The organism is Mesorhizobium sp. B2-2-3 (genome assembly GCF_006442405.1).
Taxonomy (GTDB): domain Bacteria; phylum Pseudomonadota; class Alphaproteobacteria; order Rhizobiales; family Rhizobiaceae; genus Mesorhizobium.
Window position 1 is genome coordinate 125,308 of sequence record NZ_VFWC01000004.1, and the last position, 14,436, is coordinate 139,743.

Below are 14,436 nucleotides of genomic sequence, written 5' to 3' on the forward strand. Positions count from 1 at the left end.
CCCGCACTTGCACCTCTGGCCGCTCTCTGGCTTTTTGGGACACCCATCCGAGCGGACTGATTCGTCACGCCGCTCTGCGTCGATTGCCGTTTTGCGGTGTGATCGATCTGGCGGGGCGTGAAGCGCGAGCGACTGGCGAAGGAGAAGACGCATGGCCGAGTTCAAGAAGCCCGAGATCTCCGAGATGAGACCCAAGATCACCGTTGTCGGCGTCGGCGGCGGCGGCGGCAACGCCATCAACAACATGATCGCCGAGCAGCTTCAGGGCACCGAATTCATTGCCGCCAACACAGATGCACAGGCGCTCACCATGTCCAAGGCGACGCGGCTGATCCAACTCGGCGCGCATGTGACCGAAGGGCTGGGCGCCGGATCGCTTCCCGAGATCGGCCGCGCCGCGGCCGAGGAATCGCTGGACGAGATCATGGACCATCTGGCCGGCACCCACATGTGCTTCGTCACCGCCGGAATGGGCGGCGGCACCGGAACCGGCGCCGCGCCGGTCATCGCCCAGGCGGCGCGCAAGGCAGGCATCCTGACGGTCGGCGTCGTCACCAAGCCGTTCACTTTCGAGGGCAGGCGCCGCATGCAGATGGCCGAAGAGGGCATCGAGCGGCTGCGCGAAAGCGCCGACACCGTGATCGTCATCCCCAACCAGAACCTGTTCCGGATCGCCGACGCCAAGACCACATTCGCCGATGCCTTCGTCATCGCCGACCGGGTGCTCTATGCCGGCGTCAGCTGCATCACCGATCTCATCGTCAAGGAAGGCCTGATCAACCTCGACTTCGCCGACGTCAAATCGGTGATGCGCGGCATGGGCCGCGCCATGATGGGAACCGGCGAGGCGTCAGGCGATAGCCGGGCGATGAAGGCGGCGGAAGCCGCCATCGCCAACCCGCTGCTGGACGAAATGTCGATGAAGGGCGCCAAGGGCGTGCTGGTCTCGATTTCCGGCGGCCGCGACATGACCCTGTTCGAGGTGGACGAGGCCGCCACGAGAATCCGTGAAGAGGTCTATGAAGACGCCGACATCATCGTCGGCGCCATCTTCGACAAGAGCATGGAAGGCCGGTTCAGGGTTTCGGTGGTGGCCACCGGCCTCGACCGCGGGCTCGGCGTGGAAGATGCCGATGCCGGCATGGCGCACGACCATTCCATGCCATTCGCGGCGCGGACGTTGCAATAGGCGCTGCTCGCCGGCGGCCTTGGCCGCTGCCGGGCACCTCGACGTCGCCGGCGCACCACCAAGTTCAGCCTGGACCTGATCACCCGAAAGCGGCTTGCCGAATGGTGCGATCCGCTCACCGGCGAATGCTGGGCGCCGCCGCTTCGCCTGGACGGCGACGATGGTGATCGAGTTCCTGTGCGAAACGTAAGTCGACACCGCTTTCTTTCGCTGCCGCTGTGACCCTGACCGGTGCCACGCCCGGTGTTCGCTCGTCCATTCTCGTTGAAAATCAGCGTTTGCAGGCGCTTGGCGCTTGACTCCGATGCGTCCATGTGAAAAATTTTGCAGAAACTGAAAAAAATATCAGAGGGCGGAACGTGGTTGGATTTGGAAACGGCCTCTTGCGCGATGATGAAACCGGCATGGCGGCACGCGCCGCCTGGCTTCATTACGCCGGCGGCCTGACCCAATCCGAGGTTGCCAAGCGCCTCGGGCTGACCAGCCTCAAGGCCCACCGCCTGATCACCAAGGCCAATCAGGAAGGGCTGGTGAAGGTCTATATCGACGGCGAAGTCTCGGAATGCGTCGAGCTCGAGGACGAGCTGTCGCGCCGCTACGGCCTCGATTATTGCGAGGTGGTTCCCGATTTCGATTCCGAGGAGTTGCCGCTCAAGGCGCTCGGCATCGCCGGCGCGCAATTCCTCAAGCGTGAGATCGAACGCGGCGAGCAGGCGCTGATCGGCGTCGGCCATGGCCGCACGCTCGCCGCCTGCGTGGAATACCTGCCGCGCAGCTCGACAGACAAGATCCGCTTCGTTTCGCTGCTCGGCGGCTTGACGCGGAAGTTCTCGGCCAACCCGCATGACGTCATTCACCGCCTCGCCGAGCGCACCGGCGCCGAAGCCTATGTGATGCCGGTGCCAATGTTCGCCAACACGGTGGACGACCGCGCGGTGTTGCTGGGACAGAAGGGCATCAGCGAGGTTTTCGATCTCGCAAGATCCGCCGACCTTTTGTTTGCCGGCATCGGCACGGCCGAACGCGAAGCCTCGCTCGTCGCCACCGGCATGATCGAGAAGGGCGAGATGGAGGAGATCCGCCGCAATGGCGGCGTCGGCGAATTGCTCGGCCATTTCTTCGACGATGCCGGCAAAGCGGTGGCGACAACCCTTTCCAATCGGGCGCTGGCGCTGGCGCGCGAGGACATCGCCAGCCGCCGGATCGTCGCGGTCGCCGGCGGCAAGGTCAAGGTTCGAGCCGTCAAAGCGGTGCTGGAGGGCCGCTATCTCAAGGGCCTGATAACTGATGAGCGGACAGCGCGATCGCTCGTGGAGGAGACGCCAGTCGGGTAGCCGGCGTCGGTTCAGTTAAAACTACCCTGTGGAGGAGAAGACCAAATGCATGAGAAAGAGAAAGACCTCATTGACGCTTTCCTGCGCGGACAAGTCGACCGTCGTGGGCTGATCAAGGGCCTGGGTGCGATGGGCCTTGCCGCCGGCACGGCCGGTACGCTGCTCAATCTTGGGCAGACCCGGGCGCTGGCCGCCGACTTCGACTGGAAGGCGCACCAGGGCAAGACCATCAAGCTCCTGCTCAACAAGCATCCCTATGCGGATGCGATGATCGCCAACCTCGAAAACTTCAAGCAGTTGACCGGCATGAATGTCGTCTACGACGTGTTCCCGGAAGACGTCTATTTCGACAAGGTCACGGCCGCGTTGTCGGCGAGCTCGCCCGAATACGATGCCTTCATGACCGGCGCCTATATGACCTGGACCTACGGCCCAGCCGGCTGGATCACCGACCTCAATGAATGGATCAAGGATCCGGCCAAGACCAACCCCAACTATGCCTGGGATGACTTCCTGCCCGGCGTCAAGAACTCCTGCGCCTGGAACGGCAAGCCGGGCGGGGCCCTGGGGTCCGAAGACGCCAAGCAATGGTGCATTCCGTGGGGCTTCGAACAAAACAACATCACCTACAACAAGGGGATGTTCGACAAGGCAGGCGTCAAGGTTCCCGGCAATATGGACGAGATGGTGGCCGCGGCCGCCAAGCTCACCAAGGATGTCGGCGGCGGCGTCTACGGCATTGGCGTGCGCGGGTCGCGCTCCTGGGCGACGATCCATCCGGGTTTCCTTTCGGCCTACGCCAATTTCGACCAGAAGGACCTGAACGTGTCGGCCGACGGCAAATTGTCGGCCGCCATGAACACCGCCCAGTCCAAGGCTTTCCACAAGCAATGGGTGCAGATGATCCAGGAAAGCGGTCCGAAGGACTGGTCGACCTACACCTGGTACCAGGTCGGCGCCGATCTCGGCGCCGGCGCCTCGGCGATGATCTTCGACGCCGACATCCTCGGCTACTTCATGAATGGCGGCGACAACAAGATGGCCGGCAAGCTTGCCTTTGCCGCCTTCAAGGCCAACCCGGAGGCCAAGGCGCCAACGCCGAACATCTGGATCTGGTCGCTGTCGATGTCCAACTTCTCCAAGGACAAGGACGCCACGTGGTACTTCATGCAGTGGGCCTCCGGACCCGAGCATGCTCTGTTCGGCGCCACCAAGATGGATTTCGTCAATCCGGTCCGCCAGTCGGTCTGGAAGGATGAGACGTTCCGCGAGAAGCTGAACAAGAGCTATCCCGGTTATGTCGAAATGTTCGACGCCTCGGCGCCGGGCGCCTCGATCAAGTTCACGGCGCAGCCGCTGTTCTTCGATCTCACCACCGAATGGGCGGCGACGCTGCAAAAGATGGTGGCCAAGGAAGTGCCGGTGGACGAGGGTCTCGACAAGCTGGCCGAAAGCATCAACGGCCAGCTCAAGGAAGCCGGCCTCGGCTAGATGTAACAGAGGACCGGCCAGCCTTGGCAGGCCGGTCCTCACCTGACCTTTTCAAGATTGCGACGCGGGGCCGTAAGGTGGCCGCCAATTCGCCCGACCGGCCGCCTTGCTCCCTTGGGCGGCCGGCAGGGCGGAGCGACAGGGACAACGGAGCAGCACGATGACTGCGGTGGTATCGCAAAGGCCCAAGCCCTCGGGCTTCAGGATCAGCAAGAGAGTGCTGCCCTACGTGCTCAGCCTGCCGGCTCTGCTGGTCTGCATCGGCATCCTGATTCCGTTCCTGACCTCGGTCGTCTATTCCTTCCAGCGCTATCGGCTGAGCCAGCCCTGGGCGCGGCAGTTCAACTGGGGCGACAACTATATCTCCTTCTTCACCGATCCGAAGTTCTGGAACACGCTCAAGATCTCGCTGCTCTATGCCGGCACCACGGTGGTGCTGGAACTGCTTCTCGGCCTCGCCATCGCGCTGCTTTTGCAGAAGCGCTCGACCCTGAACAACTTCATCTCGATCATGCTGCTGATGCCGCTGATGACGGCGCCGGCACTGGCCGCGCTGATGTGGAAGCTGATGACCAATCCCGGCTTCGGCGTGCTGAGCTATCTTGCCAGCCTCATCGGCTTACAGGACTTCCGCTGGGCCTCGTCGCCGTCGACGGCTTTGTTCACCGTCGTTCTCGTCGATATCTGGGTCTACACGCCCTTCATCATGATCCTGCTGCTTGCCGGCCTGCGCAGCCTGCCGACGCAGCCCTTCGAGGCCGCGGCCCTCGATGGCGTGCCGAGGAGCTTCGTCTTCTTCCGCATCACGCTGCCGATGCTGACGCCGTATATCCTGACGGCGACTTTGTTCCGCCTGCTCGATTCCATCCAGCAGTTCGACATCATCTACGCCATGACGCAAGGAGGACCGGGCGACACGCTGACCGTCTTCCAGGTCGAGGCCTATCTCAACTTCTTCCAGTCGACCAATGTCGGCCGCTCGGCGGCGCTGATGATCATCCTGTGGGCGATCACCTATTTCCTCTCCAACATCTTCATCAAGAACTGGCTCAGGCTGCGCGAGCGCGCCCGTGGCCAGGCATAGGAGGAGGCAGCCATGGAACACACCTCCTTGCTTGAACGCACCCTGCGCGGCGCGGCACTCACGCTGGTCGTGATCTTCTTCATGTTCCCGATCGTCTGGATCCTGATGATGTCGTTCCAGACCAACGAGACCATCCTGCGCATTCCGCCGCAGCTGGTCTTCGAGCCGACGCTTGCCAATTACACAGCGCTGATCACCGGCAAGCTGACGACCGCCGCCGGCACGCTCGACATCGCCTTCATGCGCAACCTGTGGAATTCGGTGTTCCTGTCGGTGACCTCGGTGGCGGTCTCGCTGCTGCTCGGCGTCCCGGCGGCCTACGCCTTCGCGCGGCACAAGTTCCGCGGCTCGGAGGACATCGCCTTCACGCTGCTGTCGTTCAGGTTCGCGCCGGCCCTGCTGGTGCTGTTGCCGCTCACGCTCTATTTCCAGAAGCTCGGGCTGGCCAACACCTATATCGGGCTGATCTGGGTCTACCAGCTGATCTGCCTGCCGCTGATCCTGTGGATCGTGCGCGGCTATTTCGAGGATATTCCGGCCGACATCGAATATGCCTATCGCATCGGCGGCCATTCCTGGTTTGCCACCTTCCGCAAGATCGCGCTGCCGCTCGCCGGCCCCGGCATCGCCGCTGCCGGCCTGCTTGCCTTCATCTTCGCCTGGAACAATTTCGTCTTCGCGCTGGTGCTGGCCTCGGCCGACAAGCAGCCGGTGACGGTCGGCGCGCTCGCCTTCATCACCTCCTCGGGCATCCAGTACGGCCAGATCTCGGCGGCCATCGTCCTGTCGATCACGCCGACGCTGGCGCTCGCCCTCTATGCACAGCGCTATCTGGTCGAAGGCCTGTCGCTCGGCGCGGTGAAGGGGTAGTTCCATGGCCAGCCTCGAACTCAGAAACCTCGTCAAGCGCTACAAGAGCCAGACCGTGCTCGACAATCTTTCGCTGACCGTCGCTGACGGTGAGACGCTGGTCCTGTTCGGACCCTCCGGCGCCGGCAAGACGGTGCTGCTGCGCCTCGTCGCCGGCGTCATCGACCCCGACGAAGGCAAGATCCTCATCGGCGGCGAGGACATGACCGACGTCGACGCCGAATTCCGTGGCGTCGGCATGGCGTTCCAGAATTTCGCGCTGTTTCCGCATATGAGCGCGTTCGACAACATCGCGACGCCGCTGGAGGCCAAGCGGTCGTCGCAGGGCGCGATCAAGGCCGGCGTCGAGAGCGTCGCCAAGCTGTTGAAGATCGCCCATGTGCTTTCCCATAAGCCGCGCGCTCTTTCCAACGGCCAGAAGCAGCGCACCGCGCTTGCCCGTGCGCTGGTCGGCTCGCCGCCGCTGCTGCTGCTCGACGATCCCTTGCGCAATGTCGACGCCAAGCTGCGTTTTGAGATGCGGCTCGAACTGCCGCGCCTGCTTGCCGACCGCGGCGCCACCGTCGTTTACGTCACCCAGGATTATAAGGAAGCCATGGCGCTCGGCGACCGCATCGCGGTCATGTCGCAAGGCGTCATCAGCCAGCTCGGTACGCCCGAACAGATCTATCGCGAGCCGGCAAATGTCGAGATCGCCCGGCTGTTCGGCGACCCGACCATCAACCTGCTCGACGTCAAGCCGGCGCTTGGCGCCAAGGGAATCCATGTCGCCCTGTCGAATGTGCAGGTCCATCTCGCCGGGGCTCCCGAGACCGCGGTCGGCCGCGACTGCATCATCGGGCTCAGGCCGGAAGCACTGCATTTCGTCGGCGAAAATGAACCCGGCGCCATTCCGGTGACGGTCGAGGCCGAAACCCCGCTCAACGAAAAGATCGTCACGCTGGTGCGCACGTTGCGCGGCCGCGAGATCCTGGTTTCGCGGCCGGCCGGAACACCGGGCCGCAGCGAAGGCAAGGCCCACATTGCCGTCGACGGCAAGAGCGCCCTGTTGTTCGATCGCGCCGGCGGCGAGCGCATCGGCTCGAAGAATGTCGTCAGTTTGCGCAACGGAGAAGCCGCATGAGCGCGAGCGCACTCACCATTTCCGGCGTCGACAAATTCTATGGCCCGATCGACCGGGGCGTCCACGCCGTCAAGAAGCTGACGATGGAGATCGGCAAGGGCGAGATCGTGGCGCTGCTCGGTTCGTCCGGCTGCGGCAAGACCTCGACCTTGCGCATGATCGCCGGCTTCGAGGAGGTGTCGCGCGGCGCGATCTCGGTCGCCGGCCGCCAGGTGCACACGCTGCCGCCGGTCAGGCGTAACGTGGCGATGGCCTTCGAGGGCTATTCGCTCTACCCGCCGCTGACGGTGCGCGAGAACATGGCCTTCGCGCTCAAGGCGGCCCGGCTGCCCAGAAGCGAGGTCGAGGCCAGGGTCGCCAGCATCGCCAAACTGCTCGAGATCGAGGACATATTGGAGCGTTACCCAAGCTCTATCTCCGGCGGCCAGCAGCAGCGCGCCAGCCTCGGCCGGGCGCTGATCCGCGACGCCGATTTGCATCTGCTGGACGAGCCGATGGGGCAGCTCGAACCGCAGCTGCGTGCCGTGCTGCGCGGCCGCATCAAGCATTTCATCAAGGAGCGCGGCTTGACAGCGATCCTGGTCACGCACGACCAGACCGAGGCCAATGCGCTTGCCGACCGCATCGCGGTGATGGAAGGCGGCGTGCTGCAGCAGTTCGATACGCCGGACAGGATCAAGGAGCGTCCGGCGAACCTGTTCACCGGCACCTTCGTCGGCGAGCCGCCGATGAATGTCTTCGAGGCCTATGTCGGCGCCACCGCCGGGCGCATCAATCTCAGGCTTCCCGACGGGCTGTCGCTGGACTACGACAAGGACGCCTTCAGCGCTCCCGTCCGCGACCAGTTGCTCAGCCGCGAGCGCGTCGTCATCGGCATCAGGCCTTACGCGGTGCGGCGCTCGAAGGAAGGGGTCCCCGCCAGGGTTTCGGCCAATCAATGGCTTGGCGACCAGACCCATATAGCGGCCGATTTCGCCGGCGGCTCGCTGGTCCTGGTCGAGCACGACCGCACCCGGCTGGACCTTGGCGCGCCGATCAATGTCAGCATCGACCCGAAGAACCTGCATGTCTTCGACCAGGCGAGCGGCGAGGCCATTTCGCACGGCATGGAGCTCGCCTGATGCGTGATCTCTTGATCGGTATCGACGCCGGTACTTCCGTCATCAAGTCCATCGCCTTCGACACGAAAGGCCGGCAGATCGCCGCCGCGGCAACGCCGAACCATTACGAGACGCGGCCGGGCGGCGGCGCCGAACAGGATCTTGCGCGCACATGGGCGGATGCGGCGGCGACCTTGCGCCAGCTCGCCGAGAAAGTGCCCGATCTCGCCGGCCGGACCATCGCCATCGCGGTGACCGGGCAGGGCGACGGCACCTGGCTGATCGACGGCAAGGGCGAGCCGGTGGCGAAGGGCTGGCTCTGGCTCGACGCGCGCGCCGCCGGCGTCGTCGAGGAGATCCGCGCGCGGCCCGAGGACCGGCTGCGCTTCGAAAAGACCGGCAGCGGGCTCGCCGCCTGCCAGCAGGGCTCGCAGTTCGTGTTCATGAAGCGCAACATGCCTGAAATGCTCGACAAGGCGGCGACGGCGTTTCACTGCAAGGACTGGCTCTATTTCAAGCTGACCGGCGAGCGCGCCACCGACCCCTCCGAGGGAACCTTCACCTTTGGCGATTTCCGCACCCGCGACTATAGCGAGGATGTGCTCGACGTGCTCGGCGTCGCCGACCTCAGGCATTTGCTACCGCCGGTCACAGACGGCACCAGGCACAGCGCCGGTCTGTCGCAGGCGGCGGCCGCCGCCACCGGCATGCTTGCCGGCACGCCGGTCGTGCTCGGCTATGTCGACGTCGTCTGCACCGCGCTTGGCGCCGGCCTGCTCGACCGCGAGCGCAAGCCCGGCTGCACCATCATCGGTTCCACCGGCATGCATATGCGGCTGGCCGAGACGCCGGACGACGTGCAACTGAACGAGGCGGCAACCGGCTACACCATGGCCATGCCGGCGCCCGGCGTGTTCGCGCAGATGCAGTCCAACATGGCGGCGACCCTCAACATCGACTGGGTGCTTGGGCTCGCTTCCGGCATCCTCGCTTCGCAAGGCATCACCCGCAGCAATGGCGAGATGATCGCGCTCGTCGACACCTGGATCGCCGCCTCGCAGCCCGCCTCGCTGCTCTACCAGCCCTATGTGTCCGAGGCCGGCGAGCGGGGGCCGTTCGTCGATGCCAATGCCAGGGCCGGCTTCGTCGGCATATCCTCGCGCCACGGCTATGCCGACCTGGTGCGCGCCGTCTTCGAGGGATTGGCCTTCGCGGCGCGCGATTGCTACGCCGCCATGGGGCCATTGCCGCGCGAGATCCGGCTGACCGGAGGCGCCGCCCGAAGCCCGGCGCTGCGCAAGATCCTCGGAGCCGCCGTCGGCGCAGACATCCGCACCAGCCAGCGCGAGGAGGCCGGGGCGGCCGGCGCGGCGATGATAGCCGCGGTCTGCGTCGGCCTGTACAAGTCGATGGACGAATGCGTCGCGGAATGGGTGACGCCGCTGCTTGGCGAGGCGGAGCCGAGTGATCGGGACCTCGCCGCGATCTACGACAGGATGACCCCGTCCTACATGTTGGCGCACCAGGCGCTGCGGCCGGTCTGGCGCGCGATGGCTTCGGTGCAGGCAAATTGAGAAGTCGAGTATGCCCAGGAAAATAGCGATCATTGGTGACAACTTCATGCTTCCGGAGGTGTTTCGCGCCAAAATCGAGAAGGTCGCGAGCGGTGACCTCGATGTCAGGACATTGCAGACCGCCTGGCCCGACGAGCCGATGGAATTCGGCGATCCGGCGCTCGGCCTCGACAAGGTCAAGGAGTATTTCGGCCGTCCCGACGAGGTCGTCGAGTTCATTGGCGATGCCGAGATCCTCGTCACCCAGCTTGCACCATTGTCGGAGGGCATGATGCGCCGCCTGCCGGCCCTGAAGCTGGTCGCGGTGTCGCGCGGCGGCCCGATCAACATCGACATGGAAGCGGCGCGCGCGCATGGCATCACCGTCGTCAACGTGCCCGGCCGCAACGCGACCGCCGTGGCCGAATTCACCATCGGCGCCATATTGGCCGAAACGCGGCTGATCCGGGTCGGCCACGAAGCGCTGCGCAGGGGCGAATGGCGCGGCGATCTCTACCGCGCCGACCGCACCGGCCGCGAGCTTAGCGAGATGACGGTCGGCGTCGTCGGTTACGGCAATATCGGAACAAAGGTAGTCAGGCTGCTGCGCGCTTTCGGCTGCCACGTTCTGGTCAGCGACCCCTATGTGCAGTTGAGCGCAGAGGACCGCAACGCCGGCGTCGAACTGGTCGCGCTTGACGATCTCCTATCCCGCTCCGACGTGGTCACGCTGCATTCGCGGGTGACGCCGGAGACGCGCGGCCTGATCGGCAAGGACACCATCGCGCGGATGAAACCCGGGGTGATCTTCGTCAACACGGCGCGCGGGCCGCTGGTCGACTATGACGCACTCTATGAGGCGCTTGTTTCAGGCCAGATCGCCAGCGCCATGCTGGAGACGTTCGCGGTCGAGCCTGTGCCGTCGGACTGGCCCTTGCTGCAGCTTCCCAACGTGACGCTGACGCCGCATATCGCCGGCGCCTCGGTGCGCACCGTGACCTATGCGGCCGAGCAGGCCGCCGAGGAAGTGCGCCGCTATATCGCCGGGCTGCCTCCGGTCAATCCGTGCTGAGGCGGCAGCCATGGTGTGTAAATCCGGCAGCGAGATCGTGACGAGATGAGTGGCGGACCCGAAATCGTCGACCTTTTCGTCATCGGCGGCGGCGTCAACGGCGCCGGCATAGCCCGCGATGCAGCAGGCCGCGGCCTCTCCGTCATCCTGTGCGAAAAGGACGATCTGGCGGAAGGCACCAGTTCGCGATCGGGCAAGCTCGTCCATGGCGGCCTGCGCTACCTCGAATATTACGAGTTCCGCCTGGTGCGCGAGGCGCTGATCGAGCGCGAGGTACTCCTGGAATCGGCACCGCACATCATCTGGCCGATGCGCTTCGTGCTGCCGCACAGTCCTGACGACCGGCCGGCCTGGCTGGTGCGGCTCGGCCTGTTCCTCTACGACCATCTCGGCGGCCGCAAGCGGCTGCCGGCCACCCGCACGCTCGACCTGCGCACCGCGCCCGAGGGCGCGCCGATCAAGGACGAGTTCAAGCGCGGTTTCGAATATTCCGATTGCTGGGTCGACGACGCCCGTCTCGTGCTGATCAATGCGCTGGATGCGCGCGAGCGCGGAGCGAAGATCTTCACCCGAACCGCCTGCACCGCCGCCCGCCGGGAAGGCGGCCTCTGGTCGGTGGAGATGCGCGACGGCAAGACCGGCGTGAAAACCACCGTGCGAGCGCGGGCGCTGGTCAATGCCGCTGGCCCTTGGGTCAACGACATCATCAACCGCGTTGCTGGCCAGAACTCGACGCGCAATGTCCGCCTGGTCAAGGGCAGCCATATCGTCGTGCCCAAATTCTGGGAGGGCCGCCAAGCTTACCTCATCCAGAACAGCGACAAGCGGGTGATCTTCATCAATCCTTATCAGGGCGATCTCGCCTTGATCGGCACCACCGACATTCCCTATGACGGCCGACCCGAGGACGTGGCGGCGGATGAGAGCGAGATCGAATACCTGATCAGGGTGGTCAACCGCTATTTCAAGCGCGGCCTCGCGCGCGGCGATGTCGTCTATTCGTTCTCCGGCGTCAGGCCGCTCTATGACGACAATGCCGATAACCCGAGTGCCGTGACCCGCGACTATATTTTCGAACTCGACGCGCCGGATGCTGAGGCGCCGCTGCTGTCCGTCTTCGGCGGCAAGATCACCACCTTCCGCAAGCTCGCCGAGCATGCGCTGGACAGGATCGCTCCGTTCTTCCCCCGGATGGGCAAGCCCTGGACGGCGAAGGCGCATCTGCCTGGCGGCGACATCGCCAATGCCGATTTCGAACAGTTTTTAGGCGATCTCGGGCGGGAGTATCCATGGATGCCTGCATCGCTGCTCAAGCACTACGGCCGGCTCTACGGCACCAGGACACGCCTTCTGGTCGGCGCGGCCCGTTCGCTCGCGGAACTCGGGCGATGCTTCGGCAAGGATTTCTTCGAGCGCGAGGCCAGTTACCTGTTCAAGCAGGAATGGGCTGAGACACCGGCCGACATTCTCGAACGGCGCACCAAGCACGGCCTGCATCTTTCCGCCGAGGAGAGATCGGCTTTCGAACACTGGTGCGCGAGCCGGCTGGCGAGGGCAGGGTGATGGCAATCATCGCCAATGTAGCGCGAAAGGGCTGAGAGGATCGCGATCGTGGCATTCACGCTCTCCCTCAACACCAATCCGCTGGTCAACCGCTTTGCCGAGCCTGACGACCTGGTCGATACCATCGCCTATGACATCGGCATCAGGGACATTCAGCTCACGCATGAATTCGTCAATCCGGGCTGGCCGGCGGCGACGATCGTGAAATTCGTCCGCCTGTTTCGTGGCGCACTCTCCCGCACGGGCGTGCGCGTGACCTCGGGCATGACCGGTCCTTACGGCCGGCTCAACCATTTCGGCCATCCAGACGCGGATGTGCGCCGCTACTATGTCGGCTGGTTCAAGACCTTTGCCGACATCTCGGCCGAGCTTGGCGCCGGCGGCATGGGTACCCAATTCGCGATCTTCACCCATCGCGATTATGATGATCCCGCGCGCCGCGCGCGCCTGTTCGACATTGCACTGGAATGCTGGCGCGAGGTCGCCGAACACGCCCGCGCGGCCGGGCTTAACTACCTGTTCTGGGAGCCGATGTCGGTCGGCCGCGAGTTCGGCCACACGATCGAGAATTGCAGGCTGCTGCAGAATGCGATCGACGCGGCCGGCATGGCCATTCCGCTGGAGATGATGGTCGACATCGACCATGGCGACGTCACCTCCAGCAACCCGGCCGATATCGATCCCTATGCCTGGGCCGAGGCTTTCCCCAGGAAGTCGCCGATCATCCACATCAAGCAATCGTCGATGAACAAGGGTGGCCATTGGCCGTTCACCGCGGCTCACAACAGGGACGGCCGCATCACGCCTGAAAAGCTGCTGGAGACTGTGCGGCGCGGCGGCGGCACCGACAACGAGATCTGCCTCGAACTGTCGTTTCGCGAGCGCGAACCGGTCGACCACCAGGTGGTCGCCATGATCCGCGAATCGGTCGACTACTGGGCGCCCTTTATCGACACGGGCAGGCCTGATCTGCTGCCGAAAACCGGGTAGAGGTCGGGGCGGCAGCCGATGCCACTCGCGCCTGTTGGCGGTCCAACCGGTTGGCCCGCCAGCGAAGCAATCAGATATCCCAGATACATTACATAATGCGAGTATTGCGGCAGCCTGCGCTGCTGATTGCTATAAAAGTACAATGCGAAAGATACTTTTGTTTAACTTCGCCATGCATACTGCGAATTGGTCCGATTTGTTGTCCGGCTTCCCTCGCGAACTAGAGAATCCGCATGTCGGTTACACGTCGCACGCTGCTCACGGCCGGAAGCGTCGGCTTGCTGGTCGCGCAAGCTCGGGCGGCCAACACTCCAGGACAGCAGGCGGAGATCGCTCCCGTCATCAGCGACAATGCGCTGCGCATTGCGATGCCGGCCTTTGCCTCCGATCCATTTTTCCCGGCCGATGGATCGGGGGACAGCGGCATAGACATGGAACTGGCCCGCGGCATAGCAGCGGAGCTTGGCGTCGAGCCGGTGTTCGACCGATCCGCCGCAACGTTCGACGGCATGGTGAAACAGCTGACTTCCGGCCAGGCGGACATAGCCATCGGCAAGCTCAGCCGAACCCTTCGCCGTGGCCGCTCAATCCTCTATTCCCGGCCCTATGCCATGCTGCACCAAGGCCTCATCGCCAATCGCCTCAACCTGGCGCGCATCGCGCAAGGCAAACCACCCGAGCAGATCATCCGCGATTTCTCGGGCGATCTCGGCGTGATCGAGGGCTCTTCATTCGCAACCTATGCGGCGACGACCTTTCCGCATGCACAAGTTCATCGTTTTGCAGGCTGGGACATGGTTGTCGATGCGATCCGCGATGGGACGATCGACATGGCGTATCGCGACGATTTCGAGATCAAGAAGCTGATGGTCGACGATCCGTCGATGACGGTCGCCGCGCGCTCGATCACGCTGACCGACAAGGTAGACACGATCGCAATCGGTGTGCGACCGGACAATCCGCATCTCGCGGCGTTTATCGACCTTTACCTCGATCTCGCGCGCGGTCAGCAGGTTCTCAACACTGACGAGATCATCGCGCGCTACCGGTTGGGGAGCAAAGCCTGA

At 64.1% G+C, this 14,436-nt stretch carries 12 protein-coding genes; all 12 read left to right on the forward strand.

Translation table 11 applies throughout. The features are described from left to right. The first annotated feature begins 151 nt into the window (after nucleotides 1–151). The 12 genes from ftsZ (at nucleotide 152) to FJ951_RS09250 (ending at nucleotide 14,436) form a co-directional block, all read left to right on the forward strand. A complete protein-coding gene (gene ftsZ / locus FJ951_RS09195; protein WP_140497755.1) occupies nucleotides 152–1,189 on the forward strand; it encodes a cell division protein FtsZ in 1,038 nt (345 codons plus the stop codon). Between the two features lie 359 nt (nucleotides 1,190–1,548). Then, on the forward strand, nucleotides 1,549–2,523 hold the full coding sequence (locus FJ951_RS09200) for a sugar-binding transcriptional regulator (RefSeq protein ID WP_181165158.1): 975 nt from the start codon (nucleotides 1,549–1,551) through the stop codon (nucleotides 2,521–2,523). A gap of 45 nt (nucleotides 2,524–2,568) precedes the next feature. Continuing rightward, the gene (locus FJ951_RS09205; protein ID WP_140497757.1) at nucleotides 2,569–4,014 is read left to right on the forward strand and encodes an extracellular solute-binding protein; all 1,446 of its coding nucleotides are present in this window, start codon (nucleotides 2,569–2,571) and stop codon (nucleotides 4,012–4,014) included. Nucleotides 4,015–4,174: 160 nt separating this feature from the next. Continuing rightward, a complete protein-coding gene (locus FJ951_RS09210; RefSeq protein ID WP_013896837.1) occupies nucleotides 4,175–5,098 on the forward strand; it encodes a sugar ABC transporter permease in 924 nt (307 codons plus the stop codon). A 12-nt stretch (nucleotides 5,099–5,110) separates the two neighbouring features. After that, nucleotides 5,111–5,968 (forward strand): carbohydrate ABC transporter permease, encoded by an 858-nt coding sequence (locus FJ951_RS09215; protein ID WP_140497759.1) that lies wholly within the window; start codon nucleotides 5,111–5,113, stop codon nucleotides 5,966–5,968. Nucleotides 5,969–5,972: 4 nt separating this feature from the next. Then, nucleotides 5,973–7,091: an ABC transporter ATP-binding protein gene (locus tag FJ951_RS09220; protein ID WP_140514619.1), complete on the forward strand. Its 1,119-nt coding sequence runs from the start codon at nucleotides 5,973–5,975 to the stop codon at nucleotides 7,089–7,091. Further along, on the forward strand, nucleotides 7,088–8,212 hold the full coding sequence (locus FJ951_RS09225; RefSeq protein ID WP_140497763.1) for an ABC transporter ATP-binding protein: 1,125 nt from the start codon (nucleotides 7,088–7,090) through the stop codon (nucleotides 8,210–8,212). Before FJ951_RS09220 ends, FJ951_RS09225 begins: the two co-directional genes overlap by 4 nt. Further along, nucleotides 8,212–9,765: an FGGY-family carbohydrate kinase gene (locus FJ951_RS09230; protein WP_140514621.1), complete on the forward strand. Its 1,554-nt coding sequence runs from the start codon at nucleotides 8,212–8,214 to the stop codon at nucleotides 9,763–9,765. Before FJ951_RS09225 ends, FJ951_RS09230 begins: the two co-directional genes overlap by 1 nt. A gap of 10 nt (nucleotides 9,766–9,775) precedes the next feature. Then, nucleotides 9,776–10,816, forward strand: a complete 1,041-nt coding sequence (locus FJ951_RS09235) for a 2-hydroxyacid dehydrogenase (RefSeq protein ID WP_140497767.1) — start codon at nucleotides 9,776–9,778, stop codon at nucleotides 10,814–10,816. A 45-nt stretch (nucleotides 10,817–10,861) separates the two neighbouring features. Next, the gene (locus FJ951_RS09240) at nucleotides 10,862–12,379 is read left to right on the forward strand and encodes a glycerol-3-phosphate dehydrogenase (protein ID WP_140514622.1); all 1,518 of its coding nucleotides are present in this window, start codon (nucleotides 10,862–10,864) and stop codon (nucleotides 12,377–12,379) included. A gap of 48 nt (nucleotides 12,380–12,427) precedes the next feature. Continuing rightward, the gene (locus FJ951_RS09245; protein ID WP_140514624.1) at nucleotides 12,428–13,369 is read left to right on the forward strand and encodes a TIM barrel protein; all 942 of its coding nucleotides are present in this window, start codon (nucleotides 12,428–12,430) and stop codon (nucleotides 13,367–13,369) included. Between the two features lie 233 nt (nucleotides 13,370–13,602). Then, nucleotides 13,603–14,436: a transporter substrate-binding domain-containing protein gene (locus FJ951_RS09250; protein WP_181167181.1), complete on the forward strand. Its 834-nt coding sequence runs from the start codon at nucleotides 13,603–13,605 to the stop codon at nucleotides 14,434–14,436.

What these genes read in the sequence shown, in the direction of transcription:
- ftsZ (WP_140497755.1), top strand. Translation starts at nt 152, where the DNA reads ATGGCCGAGTTCAAGAAGCCCGAGATCTCCGAGATGAGACCCAAGATC.
- FJ951_RS09205 (WP_140497757.1), top strand. Translation starts at nt 2,569, where the DNA reads ATGCATGAGAAAGAGAAAGACCTCATTGACGCTTTCCTGCGCGGACAA.
- FJ951_RS09210 (WP_013896837.1), top strand. Translation starts at nt 4,175, where the DNA reads ATGACTGCGGTGGTATCGCAAAGGCCCAAGCCCTCGGGCTTCAGGATC.
- FJ951_RS09215 (WP_140497759.1), top strand. Translation starts at nt 5,111, where the DNA reads ATGGAACACACCTCCTTGCTTGAACGCACCCTGCGCGGCGCGGCACTC.
- FJ951_RS09220 (WP_140514619.1), top strand. Translation starts at nt 5,973, where the DNA reads ATGGCCAGCCTCGAACTCAGAAACCTCGTCAAGCGCTACAAGAGCCAG.
- FJ951_RS09225 (WP_140497763.1), top strand. Translation starts at nt 7,088, where the DNA reads ATGAGCGCGAGCGCACTCACCATTTCCGGCGTCGACAAATTCTATGGC.
- FJ951_RS09230 (WP_140514621.1), top strand. Translation starts at nt 8,212, where the DNA reads ATGCGTGATCTCTTGATCGGTATCGACGCCGGTACTTCCGTCATCAAG.
- FJ951_RS09235 (WP_140497767.1), top strand. Translation starts at nt 9,776, where the DNA reads ATGCCCAGGAAAATAGCGATCATTGGTGACAACTTCATGCTTCCGGAG.
- FJ951_RS09240 (WP_140514622.1), top strand. Translation starts at nt 10,862, where the DNA reads ATGAGTGGCGGACCCGAAATCGTCGACCTTTTCGTCATCGGCGGCGGC.
- FJ951_RS09250 (WP_181167181.1), top strand. Translation starts at nt 13,603, where the DNA reads ATGTCGGTTACACGTCGCACGCTGCTCACGGCCGGAAGCGTCGGCTTG.